We start from the raw sequence: 15,329 nt of genomic DNA, 5'->3' as shown, positions 1-15,329 counted from the left end.
AGTCAGGTGACCCTAACCCGGCGTGCTGCGGGGGCCGCCGACGGGCCCGGGCGGCGGACGAGCAGGGCGAGCGAGTCGCCCCGCAGGTGCCTGCTGCCCTCCGGTGCGACGGCGATGCCGTCCGGGTCGGGGACCGGCCGGGGCAGCGGCCGCCCGGCCCGCGCCGCGCCGACCAGGTCCCGGACCCGTTGCCCGGCGCGGTGGTAGAACTCCAGCTGCACCGCCCGCCCGAACAGGGCGAACCCGGTGGCGAGGACCGGCTCAGGGATGGGCGCGCGCCGGGAAAAGGCCCGGATCACGAACTCGACCTCGCCCGTCGCGAGGTCCTTGACGACCTCGTATGTGAGCCGGCCCTGCTCCAGGTGGCCGTGCAGCGTGTCGTAGCTCCAGCCCCAGACGCGGGTCCCGTCGCGCACCTCGTCGACGATGCCGGTGACCCGCACCCCCAGGTGGAAGCGCAGCGGCCCGAACCGGCCCTCCAGCAGCATGTCCCGGCCGAGCAGCGGATCGTCCGGCCGGAAGATGCCGCGCAGCCGGTGCGGGTCGGTGAACTGGTAGCCGCGCACCACCGTGCAGGCGCGCTCCCAGTCGCCGCCGGGCACCGGATCGCCGGGCGGTTCGGTGCCGACCAGGGCGCGGCCGTGGTCGACGTGCCAGGCCGGGTCGTCGGCGGCCCGCGGCTCCTCCGCCGGATCGACGTTCACGGCGAGACCGGCGAGCGCGTCCAGGTCCGCGGCCCGGCGGGCGGCGGACGGGCGGCCGAGGCGGGTGCTGATCAGGACCGGCCCCCCTTCTCCTCGCGGCGCATCGACTCGCCGATCATCCAGAGCATCGACGGCCACAGCCCGACGAACACGGCCCGGCGCTCGGCGTTGCCGCGCTCGTCCTGGTCGACCGTCTTGGCGCGCAACCACAACCCGATCGACAGGCCCACCGACCCGAGCGAGAGCCACTGGAGCTGCGCGCCGCGCAGACCAGTGCGGAGCAGGACCCGTCCGACCGTCATGCCGGACGGTTCCCCGCTCGCGCGCCGCCTACACCCGTGCTGCGATGCCGGAATGCATGCACGCAGCGCCCCGGCCACCGGTGACCGCCGATCCCGGCGGGTCGCGGCCGCCCTGCGCTGGCCGGTCGGCTGCGCGCTGGTGTCCTGGCGGTACTTCTGGCGGACCACCCCGATCCACCGCAGCGACGTCGCCGGCGACCGGTCCGACCTGCCGCCGCCGGACCCGGCCGGGACCGACGAGGACGGCGTCCAGCACCCGGCCGACGGGTACGGCACCCTGCTGCACCGCGTCTACCAGGTCCGGATCGCCGGCTCCGGCCTGAGCCCGCGGGAGCTGATGGGCCGCCTCACCGCCGACCCGGACCGCTGGTCGCCGGAGTTCGCGGTGTTCCGCCGGACCCGCGGCACCCCGGACGCCATGGCGGTCGGCGACGAGTTCCTGATCCGGATGCCCGGCCCGTGGGACGGCCCGGTGCGGGTCTGCGCGGCCGATCCGGAGGGGTTCTCCTTCGTCACCCTGCGCGGGCACCTGGAGGCCGGCCGGATCGCGTTCCGGGCCGGCCGTGATCCCGGCGACCAGGATCGCCTGCTGTTCACGATCGAGTCCTGGGCGCGGCCGGGGGACCGGCTCTCGCACCTGATGTACGACCGGCTGCGGGTGGCGAAGGAGGTGCAGCTCAACATGTGGACGCACGCCTGCATCCGGGCCGCCCGGATCGCCGGGGGCAGGCTCGACGGCGGCGTGACGGTGTCGACCCGGCGCTGCGTTCCCGCGGGCTGACACCGCGGCCCGCCGGGGCGCGGAAACCGGGTGCGCCGCCCGCACCGGGCGCCTACCGTCCGTCCCGTGGCAGCCTCCATACGCCTGCGCGTCGCCTGACGGCGGCGCCCTCTCCCGCGGCACCGCCGTCCCCGCAGCCGGTCCCCGACCACTGCCGGGCGGCGCCCCCGTGCGCGTCCGGCTCCCCTCCCCGGGAGCTTCCCTTGGCACGCCCACTCGGCCGTCACGAGCACGGCCAGAACTTCCTCGTCGATCCCGCCGTCCCGGCCGCGCTGGCCGCGGTCGTCGGCGGCTACCCGGCGCGGCCGGTCCTCGAGCTCGGCGCGGGCGACGGCGCGCTCACCGCCGCGCTGCTGCGGCTCGACCGGCCGGTCACCGCCGTCGAGATCGACCCGCACCGGGTCGACCGGCTGCGCCGCCGGTTCGGCGCCCGGGTCACCGTCCGGCACGGCGATCTCCTGCGGGAACGGCTCGACCGGCCGGTCGACGTCGTCTCCAACGTCCCGTACGCACTGACCACCCCGCTGCTGCGCCGGCTGCTGCCCGCCCCGCGCTGGGCGCACGCGCTGCTCCTGCTGCAGTGGGAGGTGGCGCGCAAGCGGGCCGCCGTCGGCCCGACGACGGCGCTGACCGCCCGCTGGTGGCCCTGGTTCGGCTTCCGCCTCGTCGGGCGCGTCCCGGCCGGCGCGTTCCGGCCGGTCCCCTCGGTGGACGGCGGCATCCTGGAGATCACCCGCCGGGCCCGGCCGCTGGTCGACGGCCCGGCCGGGCCCTACCAGCGGATGGTCGACCAGGTGTTCACCGGCCGCGGGCGGGGCGTGGTCGACGTCGTCGCGCGCCGGTACGGCCGCGCCACCGCCCGCGGCTGGGCCGCCGGGGCCGGCCTGGACGCGCGCACGCTGCCCCGGGACCTCGGGCCGGAGCACTGGGCCGAGCTGTACACCCGGGTGCGGGAGCGCTGATCCCCGGCGGTCCGCCGGGCACCCGGACGCCGCACCCCGTTCCGGTGATCCCGATCGCCCTCCGGCCCGGCCGGATGTCCCACGACCGGGTGGTTACGGCCGGGCTGTGCCGCCCCGGCGCGCCCCGGCCCGGCCCGTTGTGATCGTCTCTCCCCCGGCCGACCGGCGACCGGGGGAGTGCGATGACGAGGCGGGTGCGCGACCGGGTGGTGACGCCTGCCGTCACCGCGGTGCTCGCCGTGCTGCTGCCGGCGGGCCCGGTCACCGCGCCCGCACCCGCGACCGCGCCCGCACCGATCGTCGCGGTGCACACCGTCGCGGCGGCCCCCGCGATCACCCACCGGGAGGAGCGGATCGACACCCCGGGCGGCCCGGTGAGCACCGACGTCGTCGTCGCGGACCTCCGCCGGGACGGCGTCCGGGCCGAGCTGCTCACCGGTGCGACCGTCGGCGAGCGCGCGACCGTCCCGGTGCACGCCGGGCGGGCCGGCGTCGCCGCGGCCGTCAACGGTGACTTCTTCGACTTCGCCCGCAGCAACGCGCCCGCCGGGCCGTCGGTGCGCGACGGCCGTGCGCTCACCTCGCCGGTCCCGCCCGGGCGCCGGCTCGCACCGGCCGTCCCGGGCAGCGACCCCGGCGACGTGCTCGCCGTCGACGCGGCCGGCGGTCCCCGCCTCGACCGGCTCACCCTGGACGCCTCGGTCGGCACCGCCGACGGCACGACGCTGCCGATCCGCACCCTCAACGCCTACGCCGTCCCGGTCGACGGGATCGGCCTGCTCACCCCCGACTGGGACGGCGACCGCAACGCCACGCTCTGCGGCAGCGACACCGACCGGGACGCACCCTGCGCGCCGGACCGGATCGAGGTCGCGGTCCGCGACGGCGCCGTCGCCGAGGTCCGACCGCCCGGCACCGGGCCGGTCGCGGACGGCGAGCAGATCCTGGTCGGGCGGGACGCGGGCGCCGCGGCGCTGCGCGGCCTGGCGCCCGGCGACCGGGTCGTCGTCGAGCACCGGCTGGCCGCCGCGTCCGGCGTGCCGCCGCGGACCGCGGTCGGCGGGAGCCCGGTGCTGCGCGACGGCGCACCCGTCGCCGGCCTCGACGACGCCGTCCGCGAGCCGCGCAGCGCGGCCGGGATCACCGACGACGGACGGCTGGTCCTGCTGACCGCGGACGGCCGCGACTCCACCAGCGTCGGCATCACGCTCGCCGAGACCGCCGAACAGCTGCGCCGGGCCGGCGCGGTGCACGGCGTCAACCTCGACGGCGGCGGATCGTCGACGATGGTGTTCCGCGGCCGGGTGGTGAACGCGCCGTCCGAGGACGCGCACCGCGCCGTCCCGAACGCGTTCGGGATCGTCGCACCCTGACCCGGACCGGTCAGGACCGCCGGGCGGTCACCTCGAGCATCGCGAACAGCTGGTCCACCAGCCAGTCCCGCAGCCCGGCGCGGTCCGGGACCCGCCCGGCCTCCAGCCAGGCCAGCACCGAGCCCTCGACGAGCGCGACCCAGCCGCGCAGCGTCATCAGCTGCAGGGGCTCGGGTTCCGGCACCCCGCCGCGCACGCACAGCAGGTCCACGATGTGGTCGCGGACCCCGTCGACCAGCGCGTCCGTCTCGCCGGTGGACACCACCGATCCGCTGCGCAGCAGCGCGACGTAGGCGCGGGCGTGCCGCTGCACCACGTCCAGGAACACGTCCAGCGCCGCCGCCAGCTGCTCCTCCAACGGCCCCTCACCGGCCAGCGCGACCCGGGCGATCAGCTCGTCCGCGACGCTGCCCAGCGCCGCCACGTGCAGCTCCTCGACGCCGGAGAAGTAGCGGTAGAACAGCGCCCGCGACACGTCCGCGACCCGGGTCACGTCCTCGACGGCCACCTCGTCCGGGGAGCGGCTGCCGTAGAGGTCGAGGGCGGCCGACACGAGCTGTGCGCGCCGGGCCTCGGGCGTCATCCGACGCGGTGAACGGGCGGGTGAGGAGGTCATCACCGGAAAGGGTACGGAACCGCCACGCCTAGCGACCGAGATCGACGACGACACGCGCACCCTCCGCCCGCCCGACGCACAGCGCGGTCAGGCCCGGGCCCGCCGGATCGCCCACCGTCGACCCCTCGACCAGCCGCACGTGGCAGGTCCCGCAGAACCCCTGCCGGCAGGAGTAGGGGACGTCCGGCCGGACCTCGCGGATCACGTCGAGCGCCGTCCGGTCCGCCGGCACCGGCAGCTCCGGTCCGCCGGCGAGCGCCACCGTGAACGGGCGGCCGTCCCGGATCGGCGGCGGCGAGAAGCGCTCCGAGTGGAACCGCCGGCCGGCCGGCAGCGCCCGGCACACCGCGTCGATCATGGCCGGTGGGCCGCAGCAGTACACCGCCGCCGACGGGTCCGTCCCGGCCAGCAGCTCGGCCGCCGCCGGGATCCCGCCGTCGTCGTCCGGCCTGCGCCGGACCTGCCCCGGTGCGAGCTCGGCGAGACCGCCGGACAGCGGCATCGACGCCAGGTCGCGCCCGGTGTGAACCAGCTGCCACGGCAGCCCGGCGGCATGCACCGACCGCACCATCGGCGCGATCGGGGTGATCCCGATGCCGCCCGCCAGGAACAGGTACGACGGGGCCGCCGCCAGCGGGAACGCGTTCCGCGGGCCGCGCAGCGTCAGCCGGGTGCCCGGGGTGAGCCGGTGCACCTGCGCCGATCCCGAACCGTCCGGGACCGCGCGCACCGCGATCCGGTACACCGACCGGTCCGCCGGGTCTCCGCACAGCGAGTACTGGCGGAGCAGGCCGGACGGCAGCACGACGTCCAGGTGTGCGCCCGGCCGCCAGCCGGGCAGCGGCCCGGACCCGACGAGTTCCACCTCGGCGACGTCCGGGCAGGGGTGGGTCACCGACCGGACCGTGACCGGCAGCTCCCGGTCGACCGGGGCGGCCGGGCGACGGCGGCGGCCGCTGCGGACCGACACCTTCTGGGCGACGGCGGTGACCGTCGCCAGTGCCCGTGCGCTGCGGTTGGGATGCGGGGGCGGGGCGATGCCGCTCATGCCGCGCTCATGCCGCTCCGCCGTGCGGCTCGGCCGGGGTGCCGTCCGCCGGCCCGCCGTCGGCTGCGCGGGCCGCGGGGGAGACCGCCAGGTAGGCGACCGCCGCGTCGGTGTCGCCGTGGTTCGCCGGATGGAACCGCGGGTTCAGATAGGTGAGCATCGCCCTGGCGAACAGCATCGGACCCGGCACCAGACCCCGCCGCGACGCCCGCAGGTAGTCCCGGATCCGGGCCCGCCGCGCCGGTGTCCCGCGCAGCTCCGGATCCCGGGCGCACAGCTGCGCCGTGCCGGACGCCCACAACCGGATCAGGGCCGGTGCGGTCACCAGCATCGCCCGGATCCGGCGCAGGTAACGCCCGTCCAGATGCACGTACAGATCGTGTGCCACCGACCGGTGCTCGACCTCCTCCGCACCGTGCCAGCGCAGCATGTCCAGCATCTGCGGGTCGGCGCCGGCCGCGTCCAGCTCGGGGGAGTGCAGGATCCACTCGCCCAGCACCGCCGTCAGGTGCTCGATCGCGGCGACCAGCCCGACCCGCTCGACCAGCCACTCCCGCGCCGCGTCCCCGGACAGCCCGCGCTCGCCGAGCAGCTCACCGAAGATCCACTCCACCTGCTCGACGTACCGGGACACGTCGATCCCGGCCTCACCCAGGTGGTCCAGCGCTCCCTGGTGCGACGACGCGTGCATCGCCTCCTGCCCGATGAACCCGCGGACGTCCTCGGCCAGCGCGTCGTCGCGCACCATCGGCAACGCCTGCGAGAACACCTCGACGAACCAGCGCTCACCCTCCGGCAGCAGCAGGTGCAGCACGTCGATCAGGTGCGACGCGAACGGTTCGCCGGGGATCCAGTCGGTGCGCAGCGCCGAGAAGTCGAACCGGACGTCACGGGCGTGCAGTGCTATCCGGTCATGGGCCGTCCGGTCATGGGGCGTGCGGTCGGCGGTCCGGTCACGGGTGATCCGGGTGCCGTGCTTGCCGAGCGTGCTCATCGACGTGCTCCTCTCTCCGGGCGTGGTGGGACGCGTGCGTCAGCGGGTTCCGCCGTCGATCCGGGCGACGGCACGGAGCAGGCCGGGGGACAGCCGGGACGCCAGCAGCCCGGCGTGCGCCTCCGCGGTGACCGGTGCCAGCGCGACGTTCCGCTCCACCGCACGGACCAGCCGCGACGCGACCCGCTCCGGGGTGTAGCCGCGCCGCGCGTACGCCGCCGCGGACGCCCGCCTGCGGGCCTCCTGGGTGGCCTCGTCGGTGCCGGCGAACCGGGTGTGCGCGGTGATCGGGGTGTCCACGAACCCCGGGCACAGCGCCGTGACACCGATGCCGTCCTCGGCCAGCTCGGCGCGCAGGCACTCGGACAGCATCAGCACCGCGGCCTTCGTCGTCGCGTAGGCGGGCAGCGCGCGGGACGGCAGGTAGGCCGCCGCGGACGCGACGTTCACCAGGTGCCCGCCCTCGCCGTGCTCGCGCAGCAGCGCCCCGAAGTGCCGGCAGCCGTGCACCACGCCCCACAGGTTGACGTCGACGATCCGCCGCCACTCCTCGGCGGTGGTGTCCGCGAACGGCCCGGCGACGGCGATCCCGGCGTTGTTGACGACCAGATCGGGGACCCCGTGCGTCGCCGCCACCCGGGCGGCCAGCGCGGCGACGGCGTCGTCGTCGGCGACGTCGACGGTCTCCGCGAACGCCCGGCCGCTGCCGTGCCTGCGTTCGACGATCCCGGCGGTCCCCGAGGCACCGTCGGCGGACAGGTCGGCGACCACCACCCGGCAGCCCCGGTCGGCGAGCGCCAGTGCGGTGGCCCGCCCGATCCCGCTCCCGGCGCCGGTGACCACGGCCAGACCGCCCTCCCAGCGGACCGGCCGCCCGGGCCGGCCACCGGAGGCGACCAGCGCACGGCCCCGGGCCGCGGCCCGGGCGAGCGCGGGCGCCTGGGAATCCGGCCGGGCAGTTCCGGCGACCATCTCGGCGGTGCACCGGGCGATCACCTCGGGCCGGTGACGGACCATCCAGTGCCCGCCCGGCAGGTAGCGGACCCGCAGGTCGGGGGCGAACTGCGCGGCGCTGGTGGCGAGCGCCGGGGTCACGTAGGCGTCCCCGCGCGGCACCAGCACCTGGACCGGCACGCCGGTGCGGCGCTGTTCCGGGCGGCCGAGCCGGCGGGGCAGGTTCCGCCGGTAGAGCTCCAGCCCGTTCACCGCGTCGCGCACCGACGGGCGGGGGATCCGCTCGGTCCGCTCGATCAGCCCGCCGAGCAGCCCGCTGCGGCAGACCAGCTCGGGCAGCACCGGCAGCCGGAACGCCAGCGTGTACCACGAGTGCAGCGCCTGCCGGACGACCGCGCGCAGGTCCCGCGGGGAGCGCCGGCGCAGGAACAGCCCGACGTGGTCCAGGCACGGCCCCGAGATCGAGGTGTAGGACGCGACCCGCCCGCTCAGCGCGTCGCCGGTGACCGCGTGCCAGGTCTGGATGCCGCCCCAGTCGTGGGCGAGCAGGTGCACCGGTGCGTCCGGGGAGACCGCGTCGCAGACCGCGCGCAGGTCGGCGGCGAGCAGCTCGAGATCGTAGCCCGCACGTCCGGCCGGGGCGTCCGAGTCGCCGTGCCCCCGGACGTCGTAGGTGACGACGTGGTGGTCGGCGGCGAGCAGGCGGGCCACACCGTCCCAGACGTGCCGGTCGTCCGGGTACCCGTGCACGGCGACGACGGTCGGCGCGGTGCGGTCACCCCGCTCCTCGACCGCGAGGCCCAGGCCGTCCGGCGTCGTGACGACGGTCGTGCGTTCCACCACAGCACTGTGAGACACAACGTCATCATAGAAAACCCGTCAACAAGAGTCGAGACCGGAACGGTCGGTATCCCGGGTGATCGCGCAGCGTCACCGCGGGCCGGTGCGCCGCCCGTACCCGCTCCCGGGCAGGCCGTCGGCCGGTACCGGGCCGGGATCCGGCTCGCCCGCCGCCCACATCGCCGCCACCCGTCCGGCCACCCGGTCGTGCGCCGCGAGGATGGTCGCGCCGGTGGTCCGGACCCCGGCGAGCGCGTAGAGCAGCTCCGCGTCCTGGCCGTGGTCGAGATCGAGCACGCCGTGCATCCGGGCCAGCTCGACGACCAGCCCGCACGGCCCGGTGGCGGCGGCGCTCGCGGCCCGCAGCAGCGCCCGCGCGGTCGTCGGGCGGGCACCGGGGAGCAGGCATCGTCCCAGCTCGCGGGCCAGCCGCCCGATCGGCTCGATGTCGGCGGGATGGACCGCGACCAGGCAGAGGTCCGGGCACGGTCCCGGCGGATAGCCCGGTCGCGCCTGCGCGGCGCGCAGCGCCCCGGAGAGCCAGCACCAGGACCGCACCGCGGCGGCCGTCGCGTCCGGCGGTGCGTCGTCCCGGGACAGCGTGACCAGCGCCGCGCACAGCATCCGGTCGGCCGCCGCCCAGCCGATCCGGTCGCGCGGCACCGCCCGGATCACCGTCCCGCCCGTCGATCCGTTCATGTGCCCCCCTCGGCCGTACCGACGTTGTCGGGTGCGTCGCCCGGTTGCCACCGTTCGTTACCGCGCGTAGTCAGAACTGGCGAGAAGGTACGTTCGAGCCGTCCCGATCCCGTTCCCGACACCACCGCCGGAGGCCCACGTGCCCGACGTCCCGCCCGCCTGGTTCACCTCGGCCGTCGACACGCCGTCCGGTTCCGGCAGCGTCGAGGTCGACGGGGTGCCGATCGCCTACCGGACGTGGGGCGAGCCGGGCGGGCCGGGCGTCGTCCTGGTGCACGGCGGTGCCGCCCACTCGCACTGGTGGGACCACATCGCGCCGCTGCTGGTGGAGGGCTCGCGCCGGGTCGTCGCGGTGGACCTGTCCGGGCACGGCGACTCCGGCCGGGCGCCGTCCTACGACCTGGACCGCTGGGCCGCCGAGGTACGGGCGGTGATCGACGACGCCCGGCTCGGCGAGCGGCCCACCCTGATCGGGCACTCGATGGGCGGCTTCGTCACGCTGACCGGGGCGCTGCGCTACGGCGAGGAGCTGGCCGGGGCGGTCGCGGTCGACTCGCCGGTGCGCGACCGGTCCCCGGAGGAGGACGCGGCCCGGGAGAAGCGGGCGTTCGGCCCGGCCCGGGTGCATCCCGACCGGGACGCGCTGATCGCCCGGTTCCGCACCGTCCCGGTGCAGGACGGCGACCTGCCGTGGGTGCACCGGCACATCGCCGAGCACAGCATCACCGCCGTCGACGGCGGCTGGCGCTGGAAGTTCGACCCCAGGATCTTCGCCGGCATCGGGCTCACCCCGGCCGACCTGGGCCGGCCGGGCTGCCGGATCGCGCTGTTCCGGGCCGAGCACGGGCTGGTCCCGGCCGACATGGGCGAGATGGTGGTGGACCGGATGGGCCGCGCCGCCCCGGTGATCGAGATCCCGGGCGCCGGGCACCACGTGATGATCGACCAGCCGCTGGCCCTGCTCAGCGCGCTGCGGACGCTGCTGGCCGACTGGGAGTACTCGGTGCCGGTGACCGCTCCGGAGGCGGTGGGTTAGGTTAACCTCACCCGGCGTGGGTCCGTGCGGGCCGCGCCGGGGAGGCGTGATGGGGGAGTCCGGGCGGTCGGCGGGGAGCGCGCAGCGGATCCTGCTGCTCGCGGTGCTGGCCGCGTTCGTGTCGCAGCAGGTCCTGGGGCCGGTGCTGGCCCCGCTCTCCCGCGAGGTCGGGCTGACCCCGGTCGAGCTCGGCCTGGTGATGACGGTCGCCGCCGGGCTGTTCGCCGTCACCAGCCTGTTCTGGGGGCGGGTGGTCGACCGGTGGGGGCACCGCCGGGTGCTGCTGGCCGGGCTCACCATCGCCGCCGTCGGCCTGACCGGGTTCGCGCTCGTCGCGCAGGCCGCGCTGGCCGGGATGCTGTCCCCGGGCGCCACCCTCGCCGGGATGATCGCGACCCGCAGCGTGGTGTTCGGCATCGGTCTCGGCGCGGTCCCGACGGCGGCGATGGCGCTGATCGCCGCCCGGACCGCGCCCGGCCCGGAGCGCACCGCCGGCATCGGCAGGCTCGGTGCGGTGCAGGGTGTCGCGGTCGCGCTGGGGCCCGCGCTGGGCGCCCTGCTCGCGTTCGCCGGCCTGCTCGGGCCGGTCTGGCTGGCGCCGGTCGCGGTGCTGGTGTCGATCGCGGTGGTGGCGGTCGGCGTCCGGCCGGCCCCCGCGGCGCCCCCGGCGCCCGGGCCCGCCGCCCCGCCGTCCCGCCCGGTCCGTCCGTGGGACGCCGGGATGTGGCCGGTCCTGCTGACCGGCTTCCTGGTGATGCTGTCGCTGGGGCTGGTCCTGATCGTGCTCGGCTTCCTGGTGCAGGACCGGCTCGGGCTGGACGCGGCGGGCACCGTCCGGGTGTCCGGCGCGATGTCGTTCCTGTCCGGGGTCGTGCTGGTGCTGATGCAGGGCATCGCGGTGCCCCGGCTGGGCTGGACACCGGTCCGGCTGCTGCGGGTCGGCCTCCCGGTCGCCACCGCCGGGCTGCTGCTGCTCGCCGTCGCACCCGGGGTGCTCACCATCGGCCTGGCGATGATCCTGCTCGCGGCCGGCTTCGGGCTGGCGATGCCCGGCTACACCACCGCGGCGACCCTGCAGGCCGGGCCGGAGGGGCAGGGCGGGGTGGCCGGGCTGGTGAACGCGACCAACGGATCGACTTTCGTGATCGGCCCGCTGGCCGGGACCGCCCTGTACACGCTCGGGACCGGGGTCCCGGCGTTCGTCGCGGCCGTCGCCTGCCTGCTCGGCGTGCTGCTCGCCGCCCTCCATCCGGCGCTGCGCTCGGCACGGCCGGATCCGGCGGCTACTGTGGCCCCATGACCGAACAGTCAGAGCTGACCGTTTCCGCCGACGAGGTGCTCGTCGAGCGCCGCGACGGCGTCCAGGTGATCACGATCAACCGGCCGGCCGCGCGGAACGCGCTCAACGAGAACGTCGCGCACGCGGTCGCCGCCGCCGTCGACGAGCTGGACGCCGACGACGACCTGCGGACCGGCGTCCTCACCGGCGCGGGCGGGGTCTTCTCGGCCGGGATGGACCTCAAGGCGTTCCTGCGGGGCGAGCGGCCGGGGCTGCCCGGGCGCGGGCTCTGCGGCATCACCCAGACCCCGCCGCGCAAGCCGATGATCGCCGCGGTCGAGGGCTGGGCGCTGGCCGGCGGCTTCGAGCTGATGCTGGCCTGCGACCTGGTGGTCGCCGCCCGGGGCGCCCGGTTCGGGGTGCCGGAGGTGAAGCGTTCGCTGTTCGCGGCGGCCGGCGGCGCGCTCGAGCTGGCGAACCGGGTGCCGCGCGCGCTCGCCCTGGAGATGCTGCTCACCGGCGACCCGATCGACGCCGCCCGGGCCGAGGCCGCCGGGCTGGTCAACCAGGTCGTCGACGACGGCGGCGCGCTGGACGCCGCACTCGCGCTGGCCGCCCGGATCACCGGCAACGGTCCGCTCGGCGTCGCGGCGAGCAAGCGGATCGTGCTGGAGGGGCCGGACTGGGGTGCCGACCGGTGGGCCCGCCAGGAGGAGATCGCCACCGCGGTGATGAGCTCGCAGGACGCGCGGGAGGGCGCGACCGCGTTCGCCGAGAAGCGGGCGCCGGTGTGGAAGGGCGTGTGAGCCCGGCTCAGTCGCCCAGGTGGCGGTGCATGACGTGCAGCCCGGTCGTCGTGCCGTCGGGGAGGGCGAACGCGTCCGGCACGATCCCGACCGTTGCGAAGCCCAGCGAGTGCCACAGCGCGACCGCCCGGGTGTTGGTCTGCACGACGGCGTTGAACTGCATCGCCGAGTAGCCGAGCGAGCGGGCCAGCGCCAGGACGTGCTCGCCGAGCGCCCGCCCGGTGCCCCGGCCGGCCCGCTGCGGGTCGACGGCGAAGCTCGCGGTCGCCACGTGCGAGCCGGGGCCCGGCTGGTTCGGTCCGGTCTTCGCGGTGCCGACCAGCACGCCGTCGTCGTCGACCGCGACCACCACCCGGCCCGGTGGGCGCAGCATCCACATCGAGCGGGCCCATCCCTCGTCCACGTCGGCCGGCACGGTGTAGGTGGTGCCCTCGGCGAAGATCGGCCGCAGGATCTGCCAGACGGCGGGCCAGTCGTCGTCGTGGGCGTCGCGGATCTGCACGTGATCAGGGTAGATAGAGGTCCCGCGGCCCGGCGTCGAGGGCCTCGACGGCGCCCCCGGTGTGCTCGGCCAGCCAGCCGCCGAAGTCGTCGAGCCGGGACTCGGCGACGGCGACCGTGAACGTCACGTCGGCGCCGTGCTCGACCTCGCGCAGCAGGTAGGGCGAGTTCCGCAGGTCGTGCTCCAGGCGTCCGGCCCGGTCGTGCGGCAGCGCCAGCAGCAGCTCGCGGTGCCGGACCCGGCGCAGCTCGCCGACCCGGTCCAGGGTCTCCGACAGCGCCGTGGAGTAGGCCCGCACCAGCCCGCCCGCGCCGAGCTTGGTGCCGCCGAACCAGCGGGACACCACCGCGACGACGTCGGTCAGGTCGCGCCGGGACAGCACCTCCAGCATCGGGACGCCCGCGGTGCCGGAGGGCTCGCCGTCGTCGTTGCTGCGGGCGGTCATCGCCCCGGTCGCCGGATCGCCGATCCGCAGCGCCGTGCAGTGGTGGGTGGCGTCCGGGCCGGCCCGGCGGACCCGGTCGATCACCGCGGTGGCCGCCGGGACGTCGGCGACCCGGGCCACCGTGCACAGGAACCGGGAACGCTGGATCTCGATCTCGTGCGCCCCGTCCCGGGCGATCACCCGCACGGAGCGGCCCCGATGCAGGTCACAGGGTGACCCGGGTCGCCGTCGATGGCACTTCCGGATCGATTCAGTGCATCCTGGAACGGTCCGGCGGGGCGGCCGCCCCGCACGTCCCCGACGGAGAAGGGATCTCCGCCCATGAGCGACACCGTCGCCACGCTGCACCTCCCGCGCGGACTGCGCGCCGCCCTGAGCCGGCTGGGCCGCCGGATCGACGCCTACACGCTGCAGGCGTTCAACCCGGTCTACCCGACGCCCGCCGCGCGCCGCCGCTGACCCCCGTCACGGCGGCGGCGGGTCGCCGTCCGCGGGTGCGGCCGGGATGCGCAGCGGGCGCAGCCACACCCACAGCACGAACAGTGCACCGATGACCAGCATGGCGATCCCGGTGTCCAGGTTCAGGTTCGTCCCACCGGTCTTGGCCAGGTTCTCCGGGGCGTCGCCCGAGACCAGGCCCATGATCACGAGCACCACGCCGTAGACGCCGAACAGCAGCGCGATCACCGAGCGCAGGTCGAACAGGTTGGTGGCGGTCGTCGAGACGGGTGCGTCGGCGCCCGCCCGGGCGCCTGCCGGATCGTCGGTCATCTCTGGGCTCCTGTTCCGGTCAGCCGGTCACGACGTAGAGGACCACGGTCAGAGCGAGCACCGCGGAGGCGAGCACGGCGGGCGAGCGGTACCAGCCCGCGTCGTCGCCGTCGGTGGAGTGCACCCTGGCCTCCTTCGGGGTCAGGTTCCAGACCAGGCCGACCAGCTCGGCGTCCGGCCGGGGAGCGGTCACCAGCGACACCCCGTCCGCCACCCCGACCCCGACGACGAACGCGGCGATCGCGCCGAGGAAGCTGCCCGCCTGGTTGGAGATCTCGAGCACCCCGGTGCGGACCAGGACGTCCACGGTGACCGCGGCGGTGGTGCCCGACAGCAGCCCGATCCAGGCGGACGGGCCGGTCATCCGCTTCCAGAACAGGCCCAGGATGAAGATCGCGAACAGCGGGGCGTTGAAGAAGCTGAACAGCGACTGGATGTAGTCCATCAGGTTCGCCGAGCCGGACGCGATGAACGCGGTGCCGATCGCCAGCACGCAGCCGATGATCGTGACCAGCCGGCCGATCTGCAGGTAGTAGCGGTCGTCCCGGTCCGGGCGGACCCAGTCCTGCCAGATGTCGTAGGTGAAGACGGTGTTGAACGAGCTGATGTTCGCCGCCATGCCGGCCATGAACGCGGCGAGCAGCCCGGCGATCGCGACGCCGAGGATGCCGTTGGGCAGCAGCTCCTTCATCAGCAGCGACAGCGCGTTGTTGTAGGTGATGCCGTCGACGGCCCCGCCGCCGCCCTCCTTCACCGCGCTGATCTGCGGGACCAGGATCGCGGCGATCATGCCCGGGGTCACGATGACCAGCACGACCAGCGCCTTCGGGAAGGCGCCGATGATCGGGGTGCGGCGGGCGGCGGACATGCTCTTGGCCGACAGCGCCCGCTGCACCTCGGCGAAGTTCGTCGTCCAGTACCCGAAGGACAGTACGAAACCGAGCCCGAACACGATGCCGAGCACGGACAGGAACGGGTTCTCGATCTCGGTCAGCGGGGTGCCGGGCCAGGCGTTGAGGTCGGCGCCGCCGCTGGGACCCTCGGTGACGGCGCGGGTGAGGCCGTCCCAGCCGCCGACCCGGTTCAGCCCGGCGACGGTCAGCGGGATGAGCAGCGCCAGGATGTCCGGGGACGGGCTGTGGTGTCGGTCGGTGGACGACCTGACGTGTCGTTGGCCCGGGCGGGATCATGACACAGCAGCCGGGACGGCGGACAGT

At 75.8% G+C, this 15,329-nt stretch carries 17 protein-coding genes and 1 pseudogene; 7 read left to right on the top strand and 11 right to left on the bottom strand.

Going from position 1 to position 15,329, the window contains the following annotated elements; translation table 11 throughout:
- Positions 1 to 2 precede the first annotated feature (2 nt).
- Both ACVJO7_RS30385 and ACVJO7_RS30380 read right to left on the bottom strand, forming a co-directional pair.
- Positions 3 to 704, bottom strand: a complete 702-nt coding sequence (locus ACVJO7_RS30385) for a DUF1990 family protein (protein WP_491675809.1) — start codon at positions 702 to 704, stop codon at positions 3 to 5.
- Between the two features lie 71 nt (positions 705 to 775).
- Positions 776 to 1,006 (bottom strand): hypothetical protein, encoded by a 231-nt coding sequence (locus ACVJO7_RS30380; protein WP_344018476.1) that lies wholly within the window; start codon positions 1,004 to 1,006, stop codon positions 776 to 778.
- A gap of 52 nt (positions 1,007 to 1,058) precedes the next feature.
- On the opposite strand from ACVJO7_RS30380, the gene ACVJO7_RS30375 reads away from it, so the two are divergent.
- The 3 genes from ACVJO7_RS30375 to ACVJO7_RS30365 all read left to right on the top strand — a co-directional run bounded on the left by ACVJO7_RS30375 (position 1,059) and on the right by ACVJO7_RS30365 (position 4,122).
- Positions 1,059 to 1,787, top strand: coding sequence for a DUF1990 family protein (locus ACVJO7_RS30375; protein ID WP_491675808.1), 729 nt, complete (start codon positions 1,059 to 1,061; stop codon positions 1,785 to 1,787).
- Positions 1,788 to 1,990: 203 nt separating this feature from the next.
- Entirely contained in the window at positions 1,991 to 2,749 is a 759-nt protein-coding gene (gene erm, locus ACVJO7_RS30370) for a 23S ribosomal RNA methyltransferase Erm (protein ID WP_491675807.1), read from the top strand.
- 182 nt (positions 2,750 to 2,931) lie between these two features.
- Positions 2,932 to 4,122: a phosphodiester glycosidase family protein gene (locus tag ACVJO7_RS30365; RefSeq protein WP_491675806.1), complete on the top strand. Its 1,191-nt coding sequence runs from the start codon at positions 2,932 to 2,934 to the stop codon at positions 4,120 to 4,122.
- A 10-nt stretch (positions 4,123 to 4,132) separates the two neighbouring features.
- Here the strand turns inward: ACVJO7_RS30365 and ACVJO7_RS30360 are convergent, their stop codons facing one another.
- The 5 genes from ACVJO7_RS30360 to ACVJO7_RS30340 form a co-directional block, all read right to left on the bottom strand.
- The gene (locus ACVJO7_RS30360) at positions 4,133 to 4,738 is read right to left on the bottom strand and encodes a TetR/AcrR family transcriptional regulator (RefSeq protein ID WP_491675805.1); all 606 of its coding nucleotides are present in this window, start codon (positions 4,736 to 4,738) and stop codon (positions 4,133 to 4,135) included.
- A 28-nt stretch (positions 4,739 to 4,766) separates the two neighbouring features.
- Positions 4,767 to 5,786, bottom strand: coding sequence for a PDR/VanB family oxidoreductase (locus ACVJO7_RS30355; RefSeq protein ID WP_491675804.1), 1,020 nt, complete (start codon positions 5,784 to 5,786; stop codon positions 4,767 to 4,769).
- A 7-nt stretch (positions 5,787 to 5,793) separates the two neighbouring features.
- Positions 5,794 to 6,780, bottom strand: coding sequence for a metal-dependent hydrolase (locus ACVJO7_RS30350; RefSeq protein ID WP_491675803.1), 987 nt, complete (start codon positions 6,778 to 6,780; stop codon positions 5,794 to 5,796).
- Between the two features lie 39 nt (positions 6,781 to 6,819).
- On the bottom strand, positions 6,820 to 8,574 hold the full coding sequence (locus ACVJO7_RS30345) for an SDR family oxidoreductase (protein ID WP_491675802.1): 1,755 nt from the start codon (positions 8,572 to 8,574) through the stop codon (positions 6,820 to 6,822).
- Positions 8,575 to 8,664: 90 nt separating this feature from the next.
- Positions 8,665 to 9,273, bottom strand: coding sequence for a hypothetical protein (locus ACVJO7_RS30340; protein ID WP_491675801.1), 609 nt, complete (start codon positions 9,271 to 9,273; stop codon positions 8,665 to 8,667).
- A gap of 139 nt (positions 9,274 to 9,412) precedes the next feature.
- Here ACVJO7_RS30340 and ACVJO7_RS30335 point away from each other — a divergent pair, with 139 nt between their 5' ends.
- From ACVJO7_RS30335 to ACVJO7_RS30325, 3 genes are read left to right on the top strand one after another with little or no spacing between them, the layout of a single operon-like run.
- Positions 9,413 to 10,309 (top strand): alpha/beta fold hydrolase, encoded by an 897-nt coding sequence (locus ACVJO7_RS30335; RefSeq protein ID WP_491675800.1) that lies wholly within the window; start codon positions 9,413 to 9,415, stop codon positions 10,307 to 10,309.
- A gap of 49 nt (positions 10,310 to 10,358) precedes the next feature.
- Positions 10,359 to 11,609: an MFS transporter gene (locus ACVJO7_RS30330; protein ID WP_491675799.1), complete on the top strand. Its 1,251-nt coding sequence runs from the start codon at positions 10,359 to 10,361 to the stop codon at positions 11,607 to 11,609.
- Positions 11,606 to 12,394, top strand: a complete 789-nt coding sequence (locus tag ACVJO7_RS30325) for a crotonase/enoyl-CoA hydratase family protein (RefSeq protein WP_491675798.1) — start codon at positions 11,606 to 11,608, stop codon at positions 12,392 to 12,394. Before ACVJO7_RS30330 ends, ACVJO7_RS30325 begins: the two co-directional genes overlap by 4 nt.
- Before the next feature lie 7 nt (positions 12,395 to 12,401).
- On the opposite strand, the gene ACVJO7_RS30320 is transcribed toward ACVJO7_RS30325, so the two are convergent.
- Both ACVJO7_RS30320 and ACVJO7_RS30315 read right to left on the bottom strand, forming a co-directional pair.
- Positions 12,402 to 12,896 (bottom strand): GNAT family N-acetyltransferase, encoded by a 495-nt coding sequence (locus tag ACVJO7_RS30320; RefSeq protein WP_491675797.1) that lies wholly within the window; start codon positions 12,894 to 12,896, stop codon positions 12,402 to 12,404.
- A 4-nt stretch (positions 12,897 to 12,900) separates the two neighbouring features.
- Positions 12,901 to 13,527, bottom strand: coding sequence for an IMPACT family protein (locus tag ACVJO7_RS30315; RefSeq protein ID WP_344018501.1), 627 nt, complete (start codon positions 13,525 to 13,527; stop codon positions 12,901 to 12,903).
- Between the two features lie 135 nt (positions 13,528 to 13,662).
- On the opposite strand from ACVJO7_RS30315, the gene ACVJO7_RS30310 reads away from it, so the two are divergent.
- Positions 13,663 to 13,800 (top strand): hypothetical protein, encoded by a 138-nt coding sequence (locus tag ACVJO7_RS30310; RefSeq protein WP_358482005.1) that lies wholly within the window; start codon positions 13,663 to 13,665, stop codon positions 13,798 to 13,800.
- Between the two features lie 6 nt (positions 13,801 to 13,806).
- On the opposite strand, the gene ACVJO7_RS30305 is transcribed toward ACVJO7_RS30310, so the two are convergent.
- Complete coding sequence (locus ACVJO7_RS30305) at positions 13,807 to 14,112, bottom strand: hypothetical protein (protein ID WP_491675796.1); 306 nt, start codon at positions 14,110 to 14,112, stop codon at positions 13,807 to 13,809.
- A 19-nt stretch (positions 14,113 to 14,131) separates the two neighbouring features.
- A pseudogene (locus ACVJO7_RS30300) lies at positions 14,132 to 15,235 on the bottom strand (sodium:solute symporter family transporter); the annotation flags it as partial.
- Positions 15,236 to 15,329: the final 94 nt, after the last annotated feature.

Source organism: Pseudonocardia sp. DxW (assembly GCF_058448985.1).
This window is presented reverse-complemented; position numbering and strand designations above follow the sequence as displayed.